Raw genomic sequence first — 24801 nt, forward strand, 5'->3', positions numbered from 1 at the left:
AGAGCGTCCCGGGGGAGCGCGGCCCGTCCGCCGCCATCATGGTCTGGTCGGAATTGTCGATATGACCGAATTCATGCAAGATGGCGGGCACCGGAACCGAGTTCGTGGCCACCGTGATCCCTGGGCGTCCACCAGATGTCGGGTCAAGGTCCTGGTCATGTTTCCGCCTGGCATGTGACCTCATCGCCGGGCGCGACCGTCCTCGCCCGGCGACCCCTCGCAGGTGCGCGGCTGCCGATCGGGCGTGGTCGTGAACCCCGGCCCCGATGGAGCCGCCGTCGACCCCGGTCGCTTCATCGCGTGCCCGGGCGATCGCTCATCCACCGCCGACGCGTTCGCTCCGTCGAATCGTCGGGTGCGAGGCGTGCAACCCCCGCCGTAGGGCCGCGACCCGGACCCTGCCCCGACCCGCGACCGTTTTCCGGGATCGCACTCGGTCTCCGATGTGCCGCTATCCCAAGCAACCTGCCGGACGCAACGGCAATCCAACACATTCCAACGTACCAACGTTCGTCTCATCCCTCGTTTCACTTCCACCTTGGTCCCACATCGGCATGTTTCGGGCTCGGTTCGACGCAAGATGTTGCGTTACCGAAATGAGTCTTGTTGGTTAATGTTTGAACTGCTAGATATATGCCTCACGTCGCGAGTGATTGCGTCGGAAGATGTTTGTTTGACAATCGCAAGCTCCCCGCTGTCCCCAAGGAGATCGATGATGATGCACCGCAGACGCAGTCGGCACGGCGCCGCGATGGTGGCCGCCCTCGCGCTCGCCGTGGGGCTCACCGCCTGCTCGTCGGGCAAGGATGAGGGCAAGGCGGGGACGACGTCGGGCACGGCTCCCGTGTCGGGGAACGTCAAGATCGCGTATCTGCAGAAGCAGGGGGACCAGCAGTACTTCATCGACGAGGCGGACGGGGCCAAGGCGAAGGCGAAGGAGTTGGGTGTCGATCTGAAGGTCGTCAATCTCGGCAACGACACGAACAAGGCGGTGAGCGAGGTCCAGGCGGCGCTGGCACAGAAATACAACGGCGTGGTGATCGTCGTGCCGGACCCCGCGGTGGGACCGCAGGTCGTCGAGATCGCGAAGAACGGCGCGGCACTCCTGGCGTCGGATGACCAGATCTGTGTGAACGGCGCCGATCCGACCAAGTGTTCCGCCGATCAACTGGTGCCGCGTGTCGGCTTCAGCGGGGCTCAGATGGGCACCCAGGTCGGCGACCGGGCCGCCGAGGAGTTCAAGAAGGCGGGTTGGGCTCCGCAGGACACCGCGATCATCGCCGCGTGGAAGCAGGACGTGACGGTCTGCTCGGACCGTGTCAACGCGGCACACGAGGCTTTCAAGCGGGCGACGGGCGCGGACGTCAAGGTGCTCAAGGTCGGCACCGACAACACTCCGCCCGACGCCCAGAACAAGACCGCGGCCACGATGAGCGGCAACCGGTCGGTCAAGCACTGGATCGTGTGGGGTTGCAACGACGAGAACGTCAGCGGGGCGGTCACCGCGCTGCAGAACGGCGGCTACGGGGCGGCCGACGTGGCGGGGGTGGGCCTGGGCGGCTATCTGGCCTGCAAGGACTGGGGCTCCGGCAAGCCGAGCGGGATGAAGGCCGCGCTGTTCATCAACGGCTACGAGGTCGGTGGTCTCGCCGTGCAGACGATGGTCGACCGCCTCAAGAACGGCAAGCCCTTCGCGCCCGAGGCGTTCGCCACCACCAAGATGGTCGACCCCTCGAACTGGCAACAATCCGGCCTCAAGTGCAGCTGACCGAGCCCGCATCCACGGCCGCAACGACCTGAAAGCCGTCGCCTTCGACGGCACCCACCGGTGCGAGTCGCGACGACCCGACGTCTACCCGCGTCGTCGCGACTCCCCGAAACGCCCCGAGGTCAGTCATGACGCAAAGCCCACCCCTCGACTCGCCCGGATCCGCGCTCACGGTCGAGAACATCCACAAGGAGTTCTCCGGGGTCCACGCCCTGCGCGGCATCACACTCGACTTCCCTCGCGGCACCGTCACCGCCCTGATGGGGGAGAACGGTGCCGGCAAGTCGACCCTGATCAGGATCATCAACGGCGACCACCGTCCCAGCGACGGACGCATCACGGTCGCAGGCACCCCCCGCGAGCTGCACAGCCCCGCGGACGCGCGCAGGCACGGGATCCGGGTGATCGCGCAGGAACCCGAGATCGTCCCGCACGTCAGCGTCGCCGAGAACGTCTACGTCGGCGCGTTGCCGCGCAAGAAGGGTCGAATACTCGACCGGGCCGCTCTGTACCGGCGCATGCGCTCCGACCTCGAGCGCCTGGGATTCGCGCACGCCATCGCCCCGCAGACGCTCGGTTCCCAGCTCTCGCCCGCGCAGCGCCAACTCGTGGAGATCCTGCGCGCGCTGACCACCGAGGCCACCGTCCTGGCCTTCGACGAACCGACCTCGTCCCTGTCCGATCACGAGGTGGAGGCCCTCTTCGGCCTCATCCGACAGCTCCGTGACCGAGGGCTCGCCATCATCTACGTCTCCCACCGGATGCAGGAGATCTTCCGGCTCGCCGACCGCATCGCGGTACTGCGCGACGGGGCACTGGCCGGCATCCGCGACGCGGCGCGGACCGGCGAGGGCGAGGTCGTGCGACTCATGGTCGGGCGCGACCTGTCCGCGATGTTCGCCCGCAAGCGCAACGCCGTCGGCAAAACCGTCCTCGACGTACGCAACCTGACCACCGACCACGTCGCCAAGGTGAACCTCGACGTGTGCGAGGGCGAAGTCGTCGCACTCGCCGGCCTGGTCGGCGCCGGCCGCTCCGAACTGGCCGCCGCCCTCGTGGGCGATCAGCCGATCCGCTCCGGCGAGGTCCGCGTCGACGGCCGAAAACTTCGACTGCGGATGCCTCGGGACGCGGTGCGGGCCGGCATCGGCTACGCCCCCGAGGAACGCAAGGCCCAGGCGCTGTTCATGACCGGCTCGGTCCGCTTCAACATCGGCATCGCCGTCCTCGACCGCCTGCGACGCCAAAGGTTCGTCAGCTCGCGCGGAGAACGTCTGCTCGCCGAGGAGTTCGTCGAAAGCCTCGGCATACGGACACCTTCCACCGACCACGAGGTCCGCAAGCTGTCCGGCGGCAATCAACAAAAGGTCGTGCTCGCCCGCTGGCTCGCCCGTCGTCCCAAGCTCCTGATCCTGGACGAGCCCACCCGCGGCATCGACGTCGGCGCGAAGGCGGAGATCTACCGCCTGATCGACGAGCTGGCCGGATCCGGCGTCGCGATCCTCGTCATCTCCTCCGAACTCCCCGAGGTCCTCGGCCTCGCCGACCGGATCGTCGTCATGCAGAACGGGCGGGTGACCGGCGAACTCGACCGCGCCGCCGCGAGTGAGGAGAGCGTCCTCGCCCTCGCCATGGCCTACGACCTTGCCAAATCGACTTCAGGGAACCCGTCATGACCGCCACGACCAGGCAGGCACCAGCACCGATGCCCACCCCCACCGCCGGCGGCTCCGCCCGGGCACTCCCACGCCGCCTCACCACCGCGATCGGCGCGCAGAACACCAGCCTCATCGCCGCACTGATCGCCGTCGTCGGCATCTTCACCTGGCTCGACGACGGCTACCTCACCACCGCCAACATGACCGTGATCGGCGACACCGTCGCGGTGACCGGCCTCCTCGCGGTCGTCCAGACCGTCGTCATCATCTGCGGAGCCCTCGACATCTCCGTCGGCTCGCAGGCCGGCATAGCCTCCGTGGTCAGCGCGATGGCATTCACCTCGGCCGGCGGCAACGCCGCCGTCGGCATCCTCGCCGCGATCGCCGTCGGCATCGCAGCCGGCGTCGTCAACGGCATCGTCATCGTCTACGGACGGGTCAACCCCGTCATCGCCACCCTCGCCACCCTCGCCGCCTACAAGGGCGTCGCCCAACTCCTGGCCGGCGGCCGCGCACAGGGCTACGTCCTGGGCAACGACTTCTTCATCTTCCTCGCCCGCGGCAAGATCCTCGGCCTCTCCGTCCAGATCTGGGCCCTGCTCCTGGTCGCCGCCGCCGTCCACGTCCTCCTCAAGTACACCGACATCGGCCGCAACATCTACGCCATCGGCGGCAACGACACCGCCGCCCGCCTCGCCGGCATCAACATCAACAAATACCTCGTAGCCGTCTACGCCCTCGCCGGCGTCGTCGCCGCGATCGCCGGCGTCATCCTCACCGCCCGCACCGGCTCCGGACAACCCACATCCGGCAGCGAAGGCCTCGAACTCAAGGCCATCACCGCCGCCGCACTCGGCGGCTGCGCCCTCCAGGGCGGCAAGGGCGGCATCGGCGGCACACTCCTCGCCGTCTTCCTCCTCGGCGCCCTGGACAACGGCCTCAACGTCGTCGGAGTCAACTCCTTCTGGCAAAACGTCGCCCAGGGAGCCCTCCTCGTCGTCGCCGTCGTCATCCAACAACGCCGCAGCGGCGAACGCGCCGTCGGCCTCCCGACATAGCGAGCGGCACAACGGAACGAGAGCACGCCGGGCGCCGATTCGGCCACCGAGGTCGAGTGCCCGAGGAGGCCCGTGGCTGCCGGTCGTCCCGGTGCGGGACTTCGAGGACCTCGCCAAGACCGGCGGGCACGACTCCGCCGTCGTCCTCGTCACCGGTGCGGTGGTCGCACTGATGGCGATCGGTGGTGGAGCGCCGTACCCGAACCGGCGTCGCGGCCGTCCCCGGGCCTGATCGGATCGGATCGTCGGGTCGGACCGGCACGAATCTTCGTGCCGGTCCGACCCGACGACACCGGACAGAGCTCCGTGAACAGCGATTCCGGACGCCCTCGCACCCTGCACGAGAGGTGGTGCACCCGTGCACGGGACCGTTTGGATGAGGATCGAGAGGGACGACGAACGTGTTGTGGTGTGTGTTGTGCGGCTCGCCATACGCGGAGACCGACGTCTACTGCCCGGGTGGGCAGTGCGGAGCCGACCTGAGCGGTCAGCGATCGGGGAATCCGGTGTATGCCGTGCAGGCGTGGTGCGAACCGCGCGAGGTGACGGCCGGACCCGGCGAGACGGTCATGGTCAGGTTGAACCTGCGCAACGCCGGCAGCGCTCTCGACCGCTACGAACTGCGGTTGGCGCCGGATGCCGAGTCGCGGACGGCCGTGGACCGGCCCGGTCTTCCCGACGTCTTCTCGGGCGAACGGCGGACGTGGGCGATCGTGTACACGGTCGGGCAGGACGATCGCGACGTCGACACCTGGATCCCGAGCGACGGCGGTGCCCAAGCGTCCGACTTCGGCGCGGGCGGTGCGTTCGAGGAATCGATCCAACGGGAGCCGGCGGACACCGACGTGGTGATCCGAGTGGTCTCCACCAGGAATTCGAGGGTGGAGGCGGTCGCGGTGTTCTCGATCCGCGCCGCGTCCGCGGATCGTCCGGACCGGCTCGCGTCGGCGCCGTACCCCTACGAATCGGTCGACCCGTATGGGGGTCCGCGCGGAGGTCGCGGTCGCGGGCTCCGCCTGGCCGGAGTCGCCGCCGCGCTCGTGGTCACCGTCGTCCTGGTGAGATTCGGCGCGTCAGGACCCGGCGACGCCGAGAGGCCGGCTGCGCAGCCGGTGACCGGTTCGTCGGCGATCGCCTCGCCGACCGCCGTGAGCAGCCCACCCGTCTCCGACACTCCCGCGCCGATCACGCCGAGCACATCGACCGACGCCACCGTCGCGGTACCCGACGTGGTCGGCAAGTCCCGGACCCAGGGCCTGGCAATCCTGCGCGAGAAGGGCTTTCGCTCCACCGTTGTGGGCGTGGGTGACAAGATCGCCTCGACGAATCCGGCTCCCGGCAAGAAGGTGCACCCCGCGAAGACGACGATCACGGTCACGTTGTCCGGACCGACGGCGTCCGCGAGCACGCCCGCCGCCACGGTGAGCGTGCCGGGCGTGGCGAACCTCCCGTACGAGCAAGCCGAGGCCCGGCTGATCGCCCTCGGCTTCATGGTCACTCGTGTGGACGAGACCTCGACCTCGGCTGCGGGCACGGTGCTGCGGACCAGCCCCGCGGAGGGCGCGACGGCTTCCCCCGGATCCACGGTGACCGTGACGGTGGCCAAGGAAGATGACGCCATGACGGTGGTGCCCAACCTCTACAACCGGTACATGCCCGACGCGTTCGCCATGGTGCGCGCGGCCGGTCTCAAGTTCGACCTGCCGTACGGCGACCACCTTCGCATGTGCCGACTCCGGGGCTTCAGCCCCGGCGAGGGCGCGCCGATTCGCAAGGGCGGCACGATCAAGGTGCTGCACATGGTGGGCTGCGACTGACCCAGGCGCCCGGCCCGCCCGAACGTCCCCGCACAGTCCCCCGACCCGTGCACGTCATCTCCCGCAACCCCACGCATTCGATTCCCGACGTCGAACTGCCCATCGCGCGGCGTGATGTGCCGGCCGACGACCGCGACCTCACGCACCGAACCACCGCGCGCCCGCGAGGTGTGACCGTTCCCGGGTTCCATGCCGGCCCGCCAACGCGGCGTCTGCTCGAGCCCGAGTGACCACAGGAAGTCGGCGCGTTCGTTTCCGTCTGCGTTGAAGGCACGCCCCCGGCCGCCACGTCGGCCTCGACCGCGGTGAAGTCGTCGCGGAGCGGACTCGGGGTCGCAACGTGCGTGCCCCGGTGGCCTATGCGTATCCGACGGAGTCCACACGGCGTAGCCGGTGTCGGACGGAATAGCGCAGTCGGGCGCATGCCGGTGAGTTCGGCGAGTCTCATGGTTGGGGCGTCAACAGGCGCGGAGGCGCGGCCCGGATGAGGGCCGCGCCTCCTGTCCCTCCCTCGTGGGGAGGAGATCGGATGGCTCTGCGGGGGTCCGATCGCATGATCAGGAACCCGGGACCCGACTCGATGCCGCTGCGCCGGTTCGGCGTCCCTGTCGTCGGATCGGCGCGGCGGGCGTGGGGTCACGCAGGCGGAAGGGAACTGCATCCCTGCTGTCAAGTCGTGCGCGGGGAACAGCAGTTGGTGCTACCCACCTGCCCTGCCCCTCGCCCGTGAGCGGCTGCGGACGGCGATGAGGAGGCCGGTGGCCGACAGTGCGCCGGCACAGACGAGGATGACCGGACGTCGAAGGTCCACCGGTTCCAGCGCCCGAACGTCACCGCGCCCAGGTCGTACTTGAGCCCCTGCACCGGCTGGGAGCCCACCTGCCAGTGGATGTCCATCATCCACCGGTCGTTCTTGACCGCGAGCGCGATGGCGGGAATGGTGTCCGTCCCGCCGTGCCACTGCGAGACGATGGTCATGTTCTCGTACCGCACCCAGTCGCCGGGCAGATGATTGGAGAAGGAGTAGCGGTAGCTGCCGTAGGGGAGGTGGCTGGTGGCTATCTCGGCCCGGTAGGACCCGTCGTCGGGCATGGTGAACCGGGCGGCCTTGCCGTTGCCGCCGCCGGGCGCCGTCGTGACGTTCACGGCGCCTCCGGCCTCGACGCCCTTGCGGGGGCCAGGCGGCGGTGCCGCCGGACTCGAAACCGCCCGTGAAGGGAACGGGGCTTCCCTCGGCGGCGGCGGTCCCGCTCGCGATGCCGACCGCGCCCAGCGCCACCGACAGGACCGCCAGGACTACGCCGGCCAGAGGCCCGCGGCCGAGACGCTGCAACATGAAGAGTTTCCTCTGGGCGTGGTGGTGACAGTGCCGGACGTGTGGTGGCCGATGGCGAGGGGTGAGGGCGGGTAGCTTGTGGGCGTGTCGCAGTCGCTGCCGTGGGGACGCCGCGGCAAGAACATGCAGTGGTCTGTGGCGGTTTCCTCGGGTACTGGGGAGCGGTTCGGCGGTCCCGGACCGGGCGGCTGATGGAACACGACGGGGGTTCACGAACCATCAAGATTCAACGCGTTCAAACATGTTGGATCATATGACACTTCCGCCGGGCGGTGGAGTCAAGTCCGTGCCGGTGGGTGAGACGGGTCTGTGACCTCCGGACGCGGCGCCTACGCGTGCCGAAGCGGGTCGAACAAGCGCCCCGGGGAGCGCTGTTCGACCCGCGACGAGAGCAAGCGTCACTTGATCGTGAAGCCCTGGTCCTTGCCGAAGGAGACGATGCGCTCCTGCCAGGTCGAGAGTGCTCCGGGCAGGTCGCCGCCGGGCTTGGACGCCTGGCCGATGGTGTCCTTGAAGATGCTGTTCGCGTACACCTGGAACGGCAGGTACTGCCATCCCGGCCGGACGGCCTCGGACATCTGCGCGAGGACCTCGTTGGGCTTCGAGCCCGGGAAGTACGGGACTTCGGCGTTTCGGAAGGCGGGGTCTTCGAGCAGCGCCTTGGTCGCCGGGAAAAGGCCGACGTCACTGTTGAGCGACTTGACCGCCTCCGGGTCGGAGTTCAGCCACTGGGCGAAGGCGAGGGAAGCCTCCTTGTTCTTGGCCTGCTTGGTCACCGCGACCGCGGACCCGCCGTTCTCGGAGCTGGCCGGCGCCCCGTCCGGCCCCTGCGGCATCGGTGCGACCGCCCATTGGCCCTTGCTCTGGGGGACGTTCTTCTGGAACACGGCAGGCGCCCATGCCCCTGCCATCCACAGCGCGTACTTGCCGGCTGCCATGGACTTCCACCACTCGTCGTTCCAGCTCGGGGTGGTGTCGACGGTCTTGTCCGCGAGCATTTGTCCCCAGGTCGCCGCCCACTTGTCCGCGCCCGGGTCGCCCTTGAGCTTGACTGTGACCGTGCTCTCGCCGGTGACCTGGTACGGCTTCCCGTCCTGCTGCCAGATCATGCTGTTGCCGATTCCCGCGTCGCCCGGGTCGACGTAGGTGACGAAGTTCTCCGGATTCGCGGCCTTGATCTTCCTGCCGAGTTCGGCGACCTCGGCCCACGTCTTGGGCGGTGTCGCGCCGAGCTTGTCGAGGATGTCCTTGCGGTAGAACATCGCCATCGGTCCGGTGTCCTGGGGGATGCCGTAGATCCCGCCGCCGACGTTGACCTGCGACCACGCCGACTTGGCGAACTTGTCCTGGAGTGAAGCCGCCCCATAGTCGGCGAGGTTGATCAGTTGCTTGGTGAGCGCGAACTGCGGCAGCGCGAAGTACTCGATCTGCGCCACGTCCGGGGCGCCGGTCCCGGCCTTCAGCGCCGCCTGCAACTTGGTGTACTCGTCGGCGGATTGGCCGACGTTGGTGACCTTGACCTTGACCTTCGGGTACTTCTGTTCGAACAGGGCCACCGTCTTCTCGATGTTCGGCACCCAGCTCCAGAACGTGATCTCGGCGGGCTTGTCGAGCGCTCCGGCGACCGCGGCGGGGTCGGACTTCTTACCGCCGCCCTGGTCGTCGGACTTGCCGTCCGAGCCGCACGCGGTCAGCGCGAGAGCGAGGGTCGCGGCGGTCGCGGCGGTGATCCCGCGTGCCGTGCGTCGGCGGACGATCGGCAGTCTTGCGTTCATGTGTGCCACTCCAGAGGTATTTCGCGTGGTCGAGGACAAGCGAACGTGGGAACGGGTGGGTGACGAAGGGGTGGTCGAGCCGACGATGTTCGGCGAGCGGCTGCGGATCGGGCGAACGAGAGGTCCGCTACTGCTTGACGCCACCGGCCGACAGGCCGGACTGCCAGAACCGCTGGAGGAAGAGGAAGGCCACGACCAACGGCACGATCGCCAGCAGGCTGCCGGTGAGCAGCAGCGGATAGATGGGCGTGTCGCCCGCGACGCTGCCGCCGTTGGCGAGTCCGTTCCACCGGTTGAGGCCGACGGTCAGCGGGAACCAGTTCGGGTCGTTGAGCACGATCAGCGGCAGGAAGTAGTTGTTCCAGGTCGCCACGAGTGCGAACAGCAGCACCGTGACGAAGCCGGGCATGAGCAGTCGCAGTGAGATGGTGAAGAAGATCCGCAGCTCGCCGGCGCCGTCCATGCGGGCGGCCTCCAGCATCGCGTCCGGTACCGCGTCGGCCGCGTACACCCGCATCAGATACAGGCCGAACGGGCTGGCCAGGGAGGGCAGGATGACCGCCCAGGGAGTGTTCACGATGCCCACGTCGCTGAACAGCAGGTACGTGGGGACCGCGAGCGCGGTGCCCGGGATCGAGATCGCCCCGACCACGAGTGCGAACATCAGCCTGCGTCCGACGAAATCGAACTTGGCGAGCGCGTACCCGCCGAGGGTGGCGATCAGCGCGGCGCCGCCCGCGCCGACCACCGAGTACAGCAGGTTGTTGGCGAACCAGCGCAAATAGATGCCGTCGTCGTAGGTGAAGACGTCGTGGATGTTGTCGAACAACGCGAAGTCGTCGGCGAACCACAGGCCCCGCGAGGAGAACAGGCCCTCGTTGGACTTGGTCGCACCGAACATCAGCCACACCAGCGGCAACAGGGTGTATGCGAGCATCAGCGCCATCGCGATGGTCAGCGCGGCGCTCTTGCGATCGCGGCGCCCGCGCCGCGGTCGGCGGCTGCGCGGGCGCAGGAACCTGGTCGGCGCCTCGTCGGTCACGGCCGGTCGATCCGGCAGGGTGGAAGTGCTCACTGCATGCGCTCCCGTCGTGCGGTGGCGAGTTGGACCAGGTACGCGACGAACACGGTGACCACGCCGAGGACCACCGCGATGGCGGCCGAGTAGTTGAACTGGCGGCCGCTGAACGCGAGGTTGTAGGCGTACAGGTTCGGGGTGTAGTTGGTCGGTACCGACGCCGGGGCGAGCGTCTGGAGGATGCTCGGCTCGTTGAAGAGTTGGAAGCTGCCGATCACGGAGAACGTGGTGGCCAGCAGCAACGCCGGCTTCAGCGCCGGGAGTTTGATGCTCCATGCCTTGCGGAAGGAACCCGCGCCGTCCATGTCGGCGGCCTCGTAGAGCTCGTCGGGGATCGCCCGCAGAGCGGCGTAGAGGATCAGCATGTTGTAGCCGACGTAGGACCAGGTCACCACGTTGCCGATGGACGCGAGCATCCAGTCCGGGCCGAGCAGATCGGGCAGTTTCGTGCCGAGCAGGTCACCCACCTCGGCCGCGAGGCCGAAGCGGTCGCCGTATATGTAGCCCCACATCAGTGCCGCGACCACGCCGGGCACCGCGTAGGGAATGAAAATGCCCACCCGGAACAGGCCCGGCGCCCGCAACCGGCCGCTGTCGATGGCCAATGCCATGAGCAGCGACAGGGTCAGCATCAGTGGTACCTGGATCGCGAAGAACAGCGCGACCCGGGCCAGCCCGGCGGTGAACAGGTGGTCGCTCAGCGCCTTCGAGTAGTTGTCGAAGCCGACGAAGACCGTGCCCCCGATCATCCGGTCCTCGTACAGGCTCAGCCGGAACGCGTAGGCGAGCGGGGCGGCCACGCCGATGACGAAGACGATCAGGAAGGGGGCGAAGAAGGCATGACCGGTGAGGTTGCGCCGTAGGGCGCCGCGCTTCACCGCGGACCTCTGCGGCAACGCGGGGCCGAGTCGAGTCTCACGGAAGGTCCTCCGGGACGCTGCGTCACGTCGGGCTCGAAGTCGAGGACGGATCGCAGGCGGTTCGGGTGGAAGGGGGCGGGATCGCGGAAACGAGGATCGCTCGTTGATGTTTGCGCCAACATTTCGGCTGCGATTCGAGAGTGTGTCCTCAGCGTGTCGTGCTGTCAATAGTTGACCGTGGGGCAAGAAGTCGGAAATAGTCCGCCATCGGTGCCTCGGAACGGACAATCTCAGGTCGTGATCCTGACCCCGTTGACCTGGCTTCGTGTTTGCGCAAACATGACCCGTGCGCTGCCGAAGCGCCACGCGGTGAGTGAAAGGACCGGGGTATGCCGAAGGAAGGTGGACCGGCGAAGCCCGGGACGGGTGGATCCGCCACAGCGCGCAAGCGCGCCCCGTCCATGGCCGATGTCGCCGAGATGGCCGGGGTCTCCAGCCAGACCGTCTCGCGGGTCGCGAACAACCGCAGCAACGTGGACGAGGCGACGCGCGAACGCGTGCTGGCCGCGATGCGGATGCTCGGCTACCGACCCAACACGGCCGCCCGGGCACTGGCCACCGGCAAGTTCCGGATGCTCGGCGTGATCAGCTTCGGACTGAACGCGTACGGGAACGCCCGCACGCTCGAAGCCATCGTGTCGGCCGCGCAGGACGCGGACTACTCGGTGAACGTCGTCAGCGTGCGCGCGCAGACCGAGAGCGCCGTGCACGAGGCGTTCGACCGGTTGACCATGCAGGCCGTCGACGGCATCATCCTGATCGAGGCGCAGATCCTCGACACCTCCGCGCTACGCCTGCCCTCCGGCCTGCCGGTCGTGGTGGTCGACGGCGAGGAGACACGGCGTCACCCGGGAGTCGACACCAATCAGGCCGAGGGCGCCCGGTTGGCCACCGAGCACCTGCTCGACCTGGGCCACCGCACGGTGTGGCACGTGTCCGGCCCCCAGGACTCGTACGCGGCCCGTCGCCGTGCCGAGTCGTGGCATCGCGCACTCAAGGACGCCGGCTCGCGCGTTCCCCCACTGCTGTACGGCGACTGGACGGCGGCAAGCGGCTACGCGGCCGGCCTCGAACTCGCCGCGAACCCGGATGTGACCGCGGTGTTCGCGGCCAACGACCAGATGGCGCTGGGCATCGTGCGCGCACTGCACGAGGCCGGCCGCGCCGTACCCGATGACGTCAGCGTCGTCGGCTTCGACGACTTGGCCGAGTCGGCCTGGTTCCTGCCCTCGCTCACCACCGTCCACCAGGACTTCGAGGAAGTCGGCCGGCAGTGCGTCGCACTGTTGCTCGACCAATTCCGCATCGGCCACGCGGACGTCCGCGGCGCGACCTCGGTCGCGTCGAACCTGATCGTCCGCGACAGCACCGCCGCACCGCCCGGCGCCTGACCACCACCGTCCAAACGAAACCCCAGCACATACCGAACCGGAAGAACCCACACGGGCGCGTCGCGTGCCGGCGAAGCCAATGTGGGCCGGCGGCGAGTGCGCGGCGCTCGAAGTCCCCCGCGAACCGGCACATCCTGGGAGGTCACGTGCCTCCAGAACCCGCCCCGTAACCTCGAAGGAGAAGTGGCGCACGGACCGGTGGCCACAGGCCCCGCCGCGCCACAACGCACCGATGAACGACACCACACCCACTCCCGCCCGCCGTGTGGCCGCCCTGCGCGCGCGCCTGGGCGGCATCGGGTTCGGCGCCGACTACAACCCGGACCAGTGGCCCGAGGCCACCCGCACCGAGGACCTCAAGCTGATGACCGAGGCCGGGGTCACCGTCGTGAACCTCGCGATCTTCGGCTGGGCCCGAGTGGAACCGGCACGCGACGCCTACGACTTCGGCTACTTCGACCAGGTCATGGACGACCTCGCCGCACACGGCATCACCGCCGACCTGGCGACCATGACGGCCGCGCCGCCGCCGTGGCTGGTCACCGAGCACCCCGAGGTGCTGCCGGTGACCGCCGACGGCGTCGTCCTGTCCCCCGGGGGCCGCCAGCACTTCTGCCCGTCCTCACCCGTCTTCCGGGACCGCGCCGCGCGCCTGGTCGAGGCGGTCGCCACGCACTACCGCGACCACCCCGCCCTCGGTCTGTGGCACGTCGGCAACGAGTACGGCTGCCACGTCGCGGAATGCTTCTGCGACACCTCCGCCGCCGACTTCCGACGCTGGCTGGGCGAACGCTACAACAGCGTCGACGCCCTCAACGACGCCTGGTCCACCGACTTCTGGTCCCAACGCTACGCCTCCTTCGACCAGATCCTGCCCCCACGCACCGCACCGACCTACCCCAACCCCTCCCAACAACTGGACTTCAAACGCTTCGGCAACGACGCACTGCGCACCTGCTTCGAGACGGAAACCGCGATCCTGCGCCGGATCACCCCCGACGTACCCGTCACCACCAACTTCCTGGCCGGCCTCAAGAGCGTCGACATCTACGACTGGGCACCGACCATGGACGTCCTGTCCCTGGACAGCTACCCCGACCCGAATCGGGACCAGGCCCACATCGGCGCGGCGATGAGCTACGACACCATCCGCTGCGCGGGCGGCGGCGAACCATGGCTGCTCACCGAACAGGCGCCGTCCGCCGTCAACTGGCGCTCCCGCAACGCGGGCAAGACCCCCGGCGACATGCGGCTGTGGAGTTGGCAGGCCGTCGCACAGGGCGCGGACGCGATCATGTACTTCCAGTGGCGCCAGTCCCGGGGCGGCGCGGAGAAGTTCCACTCGGGGATGGTCCCGCATGCCGGCGTCGACACCCGGGTATTCCGCGAAGTGTCCGAACTCGGAGGCGAGTTGGCCCGCGTACCGGAACTGGCCGGCACCCGGATCCACAACCGGGTCGCGTTGTTGTCCGATTGGCACAGCTGGTGGGCCCTCGAACTCGACTCGCACCCCTCGGACGCCGTGCGCCACCTGGACCGCGCGTTCGACCACTACGCCGCGCTCTTCGACCTCGGCATCGGCGTCGACGTCGTGCACCCCTCGGCCGACCTGTCCGGCTACGACCTGGTCGTCGTACCGAGCCTCTACCTTCTGTCCGCCGAACATGGCGCGAAGCTCTCCCGCTTCGTCGCCGACGGCGGCTCGATCGTGGTGTCCTTCTTCAGCGGCATCGTCGACGAACACGACCGCGTACATCTCGGCGGCTACCCCGGTCCGCTGCGCGAGGCGTTGGGCGTGTCGGTCCAGGAGTTCTGGCCCACCGACGTGGGCCGGACGTTCGCGCTGCGCACACCGGGAGCGGCGGAGCCCGAGGCCGGCGCCGCCGACCTCTGGCGCGAGGATGTCACGCTCAAGGGCGCCCGCACGGAACTGGAATTCGTCGGCCCGCACTGGGAAGGACGTCCGGCCGCCACGGTCCATTCGTACGGCGCCGGCACCGCCCGCTACATCGCGACCCGTCCGGACGTCGCCACGATGCGCACCCTGTTGGCCCGCGCGTGCGCCGACGCGGCTGTCGACCCCGTCCTGCCGAACCTGCCGGCCGGTATCCAGGCGGCCATCCGCCGGGGCGAGGGATACGACGTCCTGATTCTCCTCAACCACACGGGATCGATCCACGACATCGAACTCCCCACCGCACGGCGCGATCTGCTCACCGACGATCACCGCCTCACGCACCGAACCACCCTGGCCCCGCGAGGAGTGGCCGTCCTGGGGTCGCTGCCGACCGAGCACGGCGGCACGGGGCAATCGCTCGAGACCGAGTGACCGTAGTGGGCGGTGTGTTCGTCGGCTACGGGCGGGATGCCCGCCGGTCCGCACGGCTTCGGTGACCGGCATCCGTGCGATTCCGGCGTACTGCGCGGGCCCGGGCACCGGCTCGCAGGGAACAGATCATGTCCGTTGTCCACGAGGTCGTGGGCCGCCACCTGGAGTCCCCATGACCGACAGTTCGACGAGTAGACAGGTCGCCAGGCCCCCGGTCACTTCGGACGACCCGATTTTCAGCAGGGCCGCTGTGGTGGCCTCCTGCGTGGGATTCGTCCTCATCGGCGCGTTGCAGGCGCTGTACGGGCCCGCCATTCCAGCTCTCCGGAAGGAATTCGGGCTCTCCCCGTCGGCCGCCGGTCTCGGACTGAGCGCCCACTTCATCGGCGGAGTGGCAGGTGTACTGATCTTCGACCGGATGTTCGGGAGGATCGACAACCGCCGGATTCTCGGCAGTTCGTACCTGCTCATGGCCGTCGGTGCCGCCGGCTTCGCCGTGTCGCGGAACTGGCAGCTGAGCTTGTTCGCGGCGTTCCTTGCGGGCCTTGGATTCGGCGGCATCGACTACGGCCTCAACCAACTCTTCGCCATCGGCTTCGGGCCGCGCTCCACCGCCATGCTCAACATTCTCAACGCCCACTTCGGCGTGGGCGCCATTCTCGGCCCCGCCTTGCTGGGTGTGGTCGGCTCGCAGCACTATCCGACGGTGTTCCTCGGCTTCGCCCTGCTCAACCTGCCGCTGCTGTTGTGTCTGGGCGGCGTGCGCAGCAAGGCCCCACGGTCGACGAGCGGGGAGAGCACCGCCGCGGAGGACCGCACACAGGTACGCAACCGCAGCCTGGCCATGGTGTTGACCATCTTCGTCGCGCTCTACGTCCTGCATGTGGGCATAGAAGTCGGCGTCGGCGGCTGGGAGCCCACCCACCTGCGGACGGTCGGCTACAGCGCGGGACTCGCCGCCACCGCCACCTCGATCTACTGGCTGATGATGACGGTGGGCCGGTTCCTGGTGGCTCCCATCGCACTGCGGTATTCCGCACAGTCCATCATCACCACCTCCTGCCTGGGCATGACGCTGTGCCTGCTCCTGGCCACCGTGCCGGGACTCGCCCCCTACGCGTACGCCGGTGTCGGACTGTTCATCGCGCCGATCTTTCCCACCGCACTGCCCTGGCTGATCCAGGCGGCTCCCCGGGCCCGCCGGGCCGGAGCGCTGGTGATCGCCGCTTCCATGATCGGCGGTGTCGTCGCCGGGCCCGCGTTGGGCAAGGCCATCGAATGGTCCGGCGTTCGCACCGTCCCGCTGCTCCTGTCCGGCATTTCCGCACTGTGCGTGGCCGCCACGCTCTGGCTGAGCCGTGCCACGGCCACACCACCAGACCACGACAGCTCACCGATCCCCTTCGAGGAGACCCCGAATGAGTGCTCTCACCACGACCGTTGACGGGTTCGCGTTGAATGGCGAGCCTTTCCGGATCATCTCCGGGGCCATGCACTACTTCCGCATCCACCCCGACCAGTGGGCCGACCGGCTGCACAAGGCCCGATTGATGGGGCTCAACACGGTGGAGACCTACATACCGTGGAACCTGCACCAGCCGACCCCGGATGTCATCGACCTGGACGGCCTGCTCGATCTGCCCCGCTACCTTCGACTGGCCAAGGAGGAAGGGCTGCACGTCCTGCTGCGTCCGGGCCCGTACATCTGCGCGGAATGGGATGGCGGCGGCCTGCCCGCGTGGCTGACCGACGACCCCGGCATCCGACTGCGCAGCAGCGATCCCCGCTTCACCAAGGTGCTCGACCGCTACCTCGATCTGCTGCTGCCGGCGCTTCTCCCGCACCTTGCGGCGGCAGGCGGTCCCGTGATCGCGGTACAGGTGGAGAACGAATACGGCGCCTACGGCGAGGACACCGCCTACCTCCAGTACGTGGAACAGGCGCTGCGCACCCGCGGCGTCGGCGAATTGCTCTTCACCTGCGACCAGACCCACCAAAACCATCTGGCCGCGGGAAGCCTGCCGGGCGTACTGGCGACCGGCACGTTCGGCAGCAACGTCACCCGCAACCTGGAGCGGTTGCGCACCCACCAGAGCAGCGGGCCACTCATGTGTGCCGAATTCTGGATCGGCTGGTTCGACCACTGGGGCGAGCCGCACCATGTGCGCGATGCCGCCGATGCCGCCGCCGACCTGGACGCACTGCTCGCCGCGGGCGCGTCGGTCAACATCTACATGTTCCATGGCGGTACCAACTTCGCCTTCACCAACGGCGCCAACCACGATCACGCCTACACCCCGATCGTCACCTCCTACGACTACGACGCCCCGTTGTCCGAATCCGGGGACCCCGGCCCGAAGTACCACGCCTTCCGCGAGGTCATCGCCCGCCATGCTCCGGTCCCGGACGAACCGGTGCCCGCACCCGGGCCGAAACTGCCCGCCACCGTCGTCGACCTGGACCGCCGGACCCCGCTGCCGGCGAGCGCCGGCGTACTGGCCGCCCCGGTCCGCACCACCGAGCCGCCCACGTTGGACGCGCTGGGCGTGCGTGCCGGCCTCGCGCTCTACCGCACCACGTTGCCCGCCGCCGGCGAAGGAGTGTTGCACTTCGCGGAGGGGGTCGGCGACCGGGCCCGGGTCTACATCGACGGTTCGCCCGCCGGCGTCCTGGAACGCGAACGCCACGAAGAGAGCCTGCCGGTCCACGTACCCCGCCCCGGAGCCACCCTCGAGGTGCTGGTGGAGAACATGGGGCGGGTCAACTACGGGCCACGCATCGGTGATCCGAAGGGACTGCTCGGGCCGGTGTCCTTCAACGGCACCGTGCTGCACGAATGGGACACTCATCCCCTCGCGTTGACCGACCTGAGCCCACTCACCTTCGGTCCCGCCGACGGCACACCGCCGGGCACGCCTTCCTTCCACCACGGAACATTCGACGTCGACACCCCCGCCGACGCCTTCCTCTCCCTCTCCGGCTGGACCAAGGGCCAGGCCTGGATCAACGGGTTCAACCTCGGCCGCTATTGGAACCGCGGGCCCCAGCGCACCCTCTACGTGCCCGCCCCCACCCTGCGCACCGGGACCAACGAGCTCGTCCTGCTCGAACTGGACGCCACGACTCGACCACAGGCGTGGCTGGTCGACACCCCCGACCTGGGAGTGGAGCAATCGTGAAGCGAACCCTGCCGGAGCCGAGCCGGTCACGGCCGACGTCGCCCGGACATCCGGCGGTTCGAACTCGGCCCTGTGTTGCCTGCGTTGGGCAAGCGCGCATCTCGGGGGTGTGTGGGGGGAGTTCGACGATCCGGCCTTTCTATACTGGGTGAATGTCGACACCGGAGTTTGTGCTCGCGCTGCGGGAGAAAATCGGTACCGCACCCCTGTGGCTTTCGGGGGTGACCGCGGTGGTGGTGCGGGAAGCGCACGTGTTGTTGGTTCGGCGGGCGGACAACGGGGCTTGGACGGCGGTCACCGGGATCATCGATCCCGGTGAGCAGCCGGCGGACGCCGGGGTGCGGGAGGTCCGCGAGGAGGCGGGCGTCGAGGCCGTTCCGGAGCGGCTGGCGATGGTCGATGTCACCGAGCCGATCGTCTACGCCAACGGGGACCGGACGCAGTATCTCAACCTGGTGTTCCTGTGCCGGTGGCGTGCGGGCGAGCCGCATCCGGCGGACGGGGAGAACACCGACGCTCGTTGGTTCCCGGTGGACGAACTGCCGCCGATGTCCGCCACCATGCGGGCCCGCATCGACGCCGCGGTCGGCCCGGGGTCGGAGGCGGCGTTCCAGGTCACGGAGGACCGACTCGGGGCCCGGTGACGGCGGCGGACGCGGCCGTGTGGATCAGGGCAGCGGGCTGGGACGCGAGGTGAGGTCGTTGAGGAAGCCTTCGAGGGCGAAGGTTGCCGTTCCGAGGCATACCGCGTTGTCGGGTAGTTCGGACAGGCTCAGGGTGACCGCGCCGAATGGTTGGTCGAGTGAGTAGTGTGCTGCGGCGTTGCGGGTGGCGGTCAGCAGTGGTTCGCCGAGGCGGTCGGCGACCCAGTCGCCGAGTACGATCCTGGCGGGGTTGAGCATGTTGATCATGGTGGCGACGGACGCGCCGAGGTGGCGGCCGGTCTCCTCGATGACCCGCTGGGCCGTGGGGTCGTGTCGGCGGGCCGCGTCGGCGAGGGCCTCGATCGCGGCGATCTGGTCGTCGATGGTGAGGATCGGGTGGTGCGGGTCGGTCTCGCGCAGGGTCTGCAGGATGCCGGGGGCGCCGACGTATGCCTCCACGCATCCGCGGGCGCCGCATCGGCAGGTGCGTCCGTCCATGACGAGGATGATGTGGCCCCATTCGCCGGCGCTGTTGGTGGTGCCGCGGTAGAGGGTTCCGTCGATGGCGACGCCGACGCCGACGCCGGTGCGCAGGGTGACGACGGCGAGGTCGTCGACGTCGCGTCCGGCGCCGAACCACAGTTCGGCCACGGTGCTGGCCTTGAGCGGGTTGTCCACGTAGAGGGGGAAGTCGAGGCGTTCGGCCAGGAGGGCTTTCATGGGGACGTCGCGCCAGTGTCCGTAGACGGCGAGCACGGAGACGCCGCCCTCGCGTTCGACGAGTCCGGGCAGGCTGACCCCGATGCCCAGGACCCGGTCGGGATCCACGTCGGGGGTGGCGAGGAGGTCGTCGACGCCCAGGGTGATGTGTTCGACCACGTCGCCCGGGGTGCTGCCGCGTGGGTCCATGCGTCGTTCGACGGCGCGCAGGACGTTCATGGCGAGGTCGTAGAGTTCGAGACGGACGAAGTCCTCGGAGACGTCGACGCCGACCAGCAGGCCGCGTTCGGCGTTGACCGCGAGGCGTGCGCGGGGGCGGCCGCCGCCGGAGTCCTCCCGTCCGACCTCGACGAGCACGCCGACGTCGAGGAGCTCGCCGGTCAGGTTGGCGACCGTGGCCGTGGAGAGCCCGGTCGCGGTTGCGATCTGTTGCCGGCTCACGTGCTCGCCGGCCGCGTAGGTGCTCTGCAGCACCTCGAACCTGTTGTGCCGGCGGATGTCCCGTGCCGTTCGCTTGCGCATGAAACTCCTCGTCCGTCCGCGACAGTCTCCCCTTATTCTAAGTCCCGGAAGATACTATTTACACCTATTGGACCAAGGGGTAGTTTGGGTTGTGGGAAGAGCCCGAAACCCCCGAAACCCCCCGGCACGGCACGACCGCTCGGCCGCAGGTCGAGCTGCACGATGTGGAGGCACCCGAGATGTGCCCATACCGAAACGCCGGCGTTCTGGACGCCCCGCAGCGTCGCGGTGAGGTCGCGACGGGCGGATCGCGGGCGGGTGTCCTGGGCCGGGTTCGCCATCCCGCGCCGTCGCTCGACCGGCGGCATGCCGTGATCGCGCTGCCCGCGCGGGACGTCCGGGTCGCCGACACCCGCCGCTTCACGGGTGCGGTGCTGGCCCGCTGGGGTCTGGGCGGTGACGATCGGGACTCCGCGGTTTTGATCGTCGGCGAGTTGGCCGCGAACGCGGCGCAGTACGGCCGGAGCGTCATGACCGTTCGCCTGGTCCTGGACGCCGGCGTGCTGGACATCGTGGTGGACGACCACGGGGACCACGGCGCCCGGCGTCGGCCGCGGGTCTGCGACCCCGACGAGCACGGCCGGGGCCTGGACATCGTCGCGAGCCTCGCCGGCGGGGTGGACGTCGAAGACTGCGGTGCCGGCCGCACCGTCCGGGCGATGCTCCCGGTCGCCGCCCCGGTCTCCGAGTCGCTGCGCAACGGTGCTCCGGCGATGGCGGGCTGACACTGCCCGGGCGCTCCCGGCATACAAGACACGTTTGTGCGCACGCTGAAGACCGTCCTGTCGATCCGGTCTGGGACGCGAGCGCGATTCGGCCGTCAAGCTCGCTCGGCGCGTGGCGTCGCACGCTGCGGTCGCGTGAGCGTCAGCGGGCTTGCTCGCCGAGCAGGGCCACGGTCTCCCGCAGGCGTTCGCACGCCCAGTCGTACTGCTCGGTGCCGGTGTGTGCCCGGAAGTTCGTCTCGATGATCTGGACCAGAGCCAGGTGCAGGTTGTACAGCCGCCGGCGGGTCCGCTCGGCGGTGGTGAACGGCCGGTGGCCGTAGCCGCGGATGAAAGCCGTCGAGTCCCCGTATGCGCTGGACTCGCTCCCGGCGAAGCCGAACTCCATCAGCGGATCGCCGTAGAACGCCCGCTCGTGGTCCACGATCGCCACGATCCGGCCGTCGCGCACCATGCAGTTGCCGGGCCACAGGTCCCATTCCACGAACCGGGGCTCGGTCACCTCGTCCAGCGAATCGGCGTGGGCGGCCACGACTTCGCGGATCGCGTCGTAGCCGTGGGGCAGGTCGACGCCGCGTCGTTCGCCGTCGCCCAGCAACTCCTCGACCATCCGCAGGAAGGCGGCACGCCACGTGCCTTCGCTCGGTCCTGTCGGCGGGCCGAAGGCGGTGCCCGGGATGCCGTTCAGCTCGCGGGTGATCGCGCCGAGCGCCTCGTCGTACGCGTCGATCTCCGTCGCGGCCAGGGTGTTCCTGACGGCATCGAGATTGTCCGCCTCCACGTACGTCATGAAGAAGTAGTCGGCGTCGCAGAGTTCATGGCTTCGATCGGCGAAGTCGACCGCCGGCACCGGAACCTTCGTGTGTTCCCGGATCAGCCGCAGCGCCGCCAGTTCGGTGGCCATGGCGCCGCGCTCGTAGGTCATGACCTCGACGTCCGGCGGCGGCGCGATCTTGAGGACGACCTGCACGCCGGATCGCAACCGGATCCGATAGGCCACGTTGAAGCAGCCGTCGCCCAGTTCGCCGACCCAGTCCTCGGCCGCGTCGCACACCTGGTCCGGGCCGTAGGCGCGGGCGACCATCGCGCGCAGCACCTCGACGGGTTGCCGGTTCTTGGTGATGCTCTCCATCAATCCTCCATCCAGAGCATGGTCGGAAAATAGCACCGGGACGGCGGGGTTCGATCGGCATTGCCGAGGCGAGGCATCTGTGCGCCCGCCGGGTTGATTTGCGAAAGAGGCGAAGCACTGTAGAACAGGCGCAACCCCCGCTCCGGACGGGGCGCGTCCGGAGCGGGGGCGTGCGATGGCCCCTGGAGAGGCCGGGTTATCCGATGTACCAGCGTTGCAGTGCGGAGCCGGTGTCGGACTGCACGGTCGCCTTGGCGCCGTTGGTGGCCGAGCCTGCGGTGAGCAGGAGGCCGCTGCCGGCGGAGGCGATCGTGTGGTCGTCGCCGATCGGGTTGATCTTCCAGCGCTGGGTGGGTTGGCCGTTGCATGTGCGCTGGACGACGGTGGTGCCGGCGCCGCCGGTCGCCTCGGCGCACTTGTTGGAGGTCTTACTGGTCACGGTGTAGGTGCCGTCGGACTGGGGGGCGATGGTCCAGGTCTGGTTGTTTCCGCGGTTGGGTGCCCACAGGACCAGGTCCGTGCCGTCGGACGTGGAGCCGGCGCTGTCCAGTGCGACGCCTTCGGTCTCGATGGTGTGTACGCCCTCCACGGTCCGCACGGTGCCGGGCCACGGGACGCCCGGGGCGGGGTGGTAGGCGATGCCGGCAGCGGTCCAGCGCGGCGCGTGCTGGGCCAGGCGCTGACGGAAGTCCTTCCAGTCGCGGGCGGCTTGGGGGGTCCATCCGACCTCGGCGAGGGCGGGGAGGCGGGGGAAGCTCATGTAGTCGGCGTAGGCGTGGGGTTCGGGCCAGCGGGTGGCCGGGGTGGGCAGTGAACTGCTGCCCTCGTAGGCGCGGTCGGCCCACAGGGCGGCCTCGACGCCGGCGATCTTGTCGGCCGGGACGATGGAGCCGGTGCCGTCCATCTTGCCGGTGATGGTCGCGGGGTCCCAGTTGTAGGACCGCTCCACCGGCACGTATCCGGACCAGCTCAGGCCGTAGGGGGTGGAGGCGTCGTACTTCATGTCCATGTAGGCGTGGTCGGACGGGGACATGACGAACTTGGCGTCCTGGGCGACCCCGTTGCGGGTGGAGACGATGCTCGCGCTCTCCTCCGCGGTGCCGATGCTCTTGCGGTCGTCGTCCTCTCCCCAGTACTGCATGATGCTGCCGGCGGGGATGTCGGCGTCGGCGAGCTCGTTCCAGCCCATCACCGTCTTGTGGCGTCCGGTGGTCGCCTCGGTGGCGGACTTGACGTAGGAGGCGTACTGGTCCGGCGGGGTGTGCGGGGCCTCGTCGCCGCCGAGGTGGATGTAGGGGCCGGGGGTGAGCTTGGCGACCTCCTTGATGACGGCCTTCAGGAAGCGCCTGGTGTTGCCCTGGTGTGTCCCGTCCGCCAGGCAGTAGGTGCTGATGCCGACGTCGAAGCCGGAGTAGAGCGGCTTCGCCTTGTCGTCGCAGTTGAGTTCGGGTACCGAGGCCAGGGCGGACATGGTGTGGCCGGGGCCGTCGATCTCGGGTACCACCGTCATGAAGCGGGACGTGGCGTAGGAGACGATCTCCTGGTAGTCCGCCTTCGAGTAGAACCAGTCGGTGCCGCCGGTGTGGCCGCTCTGCGTGCTCGCGCCGACCTTGGTCAGGTCGGGGATGGCGTCGATGGCGATGCGCCAGCCCTGGTCGTCGGTCAGGTGCAGGTGGAGGGTGTTGATCTTGTACGCCGCGGCCTCGTCGATGTAGCGCTTCACCTGGGCGACCGGGTAGAAGCGGCGCGCGACGTCCAGCATCACGCCGCGGTACTCGTACCGGGGCGAGTCGGAGATCTGCACGGGCGAGACGGTCCACGCACGGGACTGTCCGGTCCGGGACTCGACCTCGGCGGGGAGCAGTTGGCGCAGGGTCTGCACACCGCGGAACAGGCCCTGGGCCCCGTGTGCCTTGACGACGACGCCGTTCTTGCCGGACGAGATGGTGTACCCCTCGGCTCCCAGCTTCTTGGGGCCGTTGGGGTCGAGGACGACGGCGTTCTTCGGTGCGTGGGTGTCCTTGACGACCGGCAGGTCGTAGCCCGTCGCGGGGGCGAGCAGCTTGGAGAGGTAGGTTCCCACGCCCACCGCCTCCGAGTCCCGGGACAGGACGGAGATCCGGGTCTGGGGGGTGAGGGAGAACCCCTCACCCGGCACCGCTTTCTGCGAGACCGGCTGCGGCACCAGGGCGTACGGAGCTGGGGCGGCGGGTGTGGGGGGAGCGGCGGAGGCCTCGGAGAGCGTGGCCGTGAGCGGGAGGGTGACGGCGGCTGTGGCGAGTGCGACGAGGCGTCTGCCTCGTCGGTGCAACCAGCGCATGGTCGGCTCCTTCGGACAAGAAGGCACGGGGACCGCACACCAGGATGGGGCGGTCGGGAGTGTGCGATTGGCGTCGGCGGCGACGGTGCTGCGTGGTGCTCGTGCACAGGCACCGGACCACGGGGGTCCGATCCGGCGCACTCCGTGCAACCCGCCGACTCCTGCCGCGCTGCCGGCCGCTCATGGTGGGCAGCGAAACACGCGGCACGTAACGCAACTGAGCGCGATGGTGCTTGTAATTGCTTGAATCAAGCGCTTTGTGAGCAACTTCAAGCATGAAGGTGCCAGGGTGTTCAGGGGGGTGTCAAGGCTTGAGCCCTCGCGACTTTGCCAATTCGTGGGGAACTTGCCTCAGTGGGTCGACGGAGCGTTTCGGGGTGTGAACGCCCCCGCCGCCACGGTGCAGTCCTGGTCCGCTCACGGGCACCT

The 24801-nt window shown here is 68.9% G+C and carries 19 protein-coding genes; 12 read left to right on the forward strand and 7 right to left on the reverse strand.

From position 1 onward, the window contains the following. The first annotated feature begins 718 nt into the window (after positions 1-718). The 6 genes from OG948_RS53380 (at position 719) to OG948_RS53405 (ending at position 6531) form a co-directional block, all read left to right on the forward strand. Positions 719-1768 (forward strand): substrate-binding domain-containing protein, encoded by a 1050-nt coding sequence (locus OG948_RS53380; RefSeq protein WP_406300919.1) that lies wholly within the window; start codon positions 719-721, stop codon positions 1766-1768. A gap of 128 nt (positions 1769-1896) precedes the next feature. Next, complete coding sequence (locus OG948_RS53385) at positions 1897-3444, forward strand: sugar ABC transporter ATP-binding protein (RefSeq protein WP_331772316.1); 1548 nt, start codon at positions 1897-1899, stop codon at positions 3442-3444. Between the two features lie 29 nt (positions 3445-3473). Next, positions 3474-4484 (forward strand): ABC transporter permease, encoded by a 1011-nt coding sequence (locus tag OG948_RS53390; protein ID WP_331773422.1) that lies wholly within the window; start codon positions 3474-3476, stop codon positions 4482-4484. A gap of 91 nt (positions 4485-4575) precedes the next feature. Beyond that, the gene (locus OG948_RS53395) at positions 4576-4716 is read left to right on the forward strand and encodes a hypothetical protein (protein ID WP_331772317.1); all 141 of its coding nucleotides are present in this window, start codon (positions 4576-4578) and stop codon (positions 4714-4716) included. A 274-nt stretch (positions 4717-4990) separates the two neighbouring features. Beyond that, positions 4991-6301: a PASTA domain-containing protein gene (locus OG948_RS53400; RefSeq protein ID WP_406300744.1), complete on the forward strand. Its 1311-nt coding sequence runs from the start codon at positions 4991-4993 to the stop codon at positions 6299-6301. Positions 6302-6348: 47 nt separating this feature from the next. Continuing rightward, on the forward strand, positions 6349-6531 hold the full coding sequence (locus OG948_RS53405) for a hypothetical protein (RefSeq protein WP_406300745.1): 183 nt from the start codon (positions 6349-6351) through the stop codon (positions 6529-6531). Positions 6532-6970: 439 nt separating this feature from the next. On the opposite strand, the gene OG948_RS53410 is transcribed toward OG948_RS53405, so the two are convergent. The 4 genes from OG948_RS53410 to OG948_RS53425 form a co-directional block, all read right to left on the reverse strand. Further along, positions 6971-7447 (reverse strand): heparin lyase I family protein, encoded by a 477-nt coding sequence (locus tag OG948_RS53410; protein WP_331772319.1) that lies wholly within the window; start codon positions 7445-7447, stop codon positions 6971-6973. A 588-nt stretch (positions 7448-8035) separates the two neighbouring features. Beyond that, positions 8036-9412, reverse strand: coding sequence for a sugar ABC transporter substrate-binding protein (locus tag OG948_RS53415; RefSeq protein ID WP_331772320.1), 1377 nt, complete (start codon positions 9410-9412; stop codon positions 8036-8038). 127 nt (positions 9413-9539) lie between these two features. After that, positions 9540-10487 (reverse strand): carbohydrate ABC transporter permease, encoded by a 948-nt coding sequence (locus OG948_RS53420; protein ID WP_406300746.1) that lies wholly within the window; start codon positions 10485-10487, stop codon positions 9540-9542. Then, the gene (locus tag OG948_RS53425; RefSeq protein ID WP_331772321.1) at positions 10484-11368 is read right to left on the reverse strand and encodes a sugar ABC transporter permease; all 885 of its coding nucleotides are present in this window, start codon (positions 11366-11368) and stop codon (positions 10484-10486) included. Before OG948_RS53425 ends, OG948_RS53420 begins: the two co-directional genes overlap by 4 nt. A gap of 443 nt (positions 11369-11811) precedes the next feature. On the opposite strand from OG948_RS53425, the gene OG948_RS53430 reads away from it, so the two are divergent. The 5 genes from OG948_RS53430 (at position 11812) to OG948_RS53450 (ending at position 18953) form a co-directional block, all read left to right on the forward strand. Further along, on the forward strand, positions 11812-12801 hold the full coding sequence (locus tag OG948_RS53430; protein WP_331773603.1) for a LacI family DNA-binding transcriptional regulator: 990 nt from the start codon (positions 11812-11814) through the stop codon (positions 12799-12801). A gap of 232 nt (positions 12802-13033) precedes the next feature. After that, positions 13034-15130, forward strand: coding sequence for a beta-galactosidase (locus tag OG948_RS53435; protein WP_331772322.1), 2097 nt, complete (start codon positions 13034-13036; stop codon positions 15128-15130). A 172-nt stretch (positions 15131-15302) separates the two neighbouring features. After that, a complete protein-coding gene (locus OG948_RS53440) occupies positions 15303-16574 on the forward strand; it encodes an MFS transporter (protein ID WP_331772323.1) in 1272 nt (423 codons plus the stop codon). Continuing rightward, positions 16549-18309, forward strand: coding sequence for a glycoside hydrolase family 35 protein (locus OG948_RS53445; protein WP_331772324.1), 1761 nt, complete (start codon positions 16549-16551; stop codon positions 18307-18309). The genes OG948_RS53440 and OG948_RS53445 overlap by 26 nt, the downstream gene beginning before the upstream one ends. Positions 18310-18461: 152 nt before the next feature. Next, positions 18462-18953 (forward strand): NUDIX domain-containing protein, encoded by a 492-nt coding sequence (locus tag OG948_RS53450; protein WP_331772325.1) that lies wholly within the window; start codon positions 18462-18464, stop codon positions 18951-18953. A 24-nt stretch (positions 18954-18977) separates the two neighbouring features. Here the strand turns inward: OG948_RS53450 and OG948_RS53455 are convergent, their stop codons facing one another. Next, complete coding sequence (locus OG948_RS53455; RefSeq protein ID WP_331772326.1) at positions 18978-20195, reverse strand: ROK family protein; 1218 nt, start codon at positions 20193-20195, stop codon at positions 18978-18980. Between the two features lie 179 nt (positions 20196-20374). Between OG948_RS53455 and OG948_RS53460 the strand changes: the two genes are divergently transcribed. After that, positions 20375-20920, forward strand: coding sequence for an ATP-binding protein (locus tag OG948_RS53460; protein ID WP_331772327.1), 546 nt, complete (start codon positions 20375-20377; stop codon positions 20918-20920). A gap of 142 nt (positions 20921-21062) precedes the next feature. Here OG948_RS53460 and OG948_RS53465 read toward each other — a convergent pair whose 3' ends face one another. Together OG948_RS53465 and OG948_RS53470 are read right to left on the reverse strand one after the other, a co-directional pair. Next, a complete protein-coding gene (locus tag OG948_RS53465) occupies positions 21063-22052 on the reverse strand; it encodes an aminoglycoside phosphotransferase family protein (protein WP_331772328.1) in 990 nt (329 codons plus the stop codon). Between the two features lie 196 nt (positions 22053-22248). Next, on the reverse strand, positions 22249-24372 hold the full coding sequence (locus tag OG948_RS53470; protein WP_331772329.1) for a family 20 glycosylhydrolase: 2124 nt from the start codon (positions 24370-24372) through the stop codon (positions 22249-22251). Positions 24373-24801 lie beyond the last annotated feature (429 nt).

It is taken from the genome of Embleya sp. NBC_00888, from assembly GCF_045207655.1.
In the GTDB taxonomy this organism is placed as follows: domain Bacteria; phylum Actinomycetota; class Actinomycetes; order Streptomycetales; family Streptomycetaceae; genus Embleya.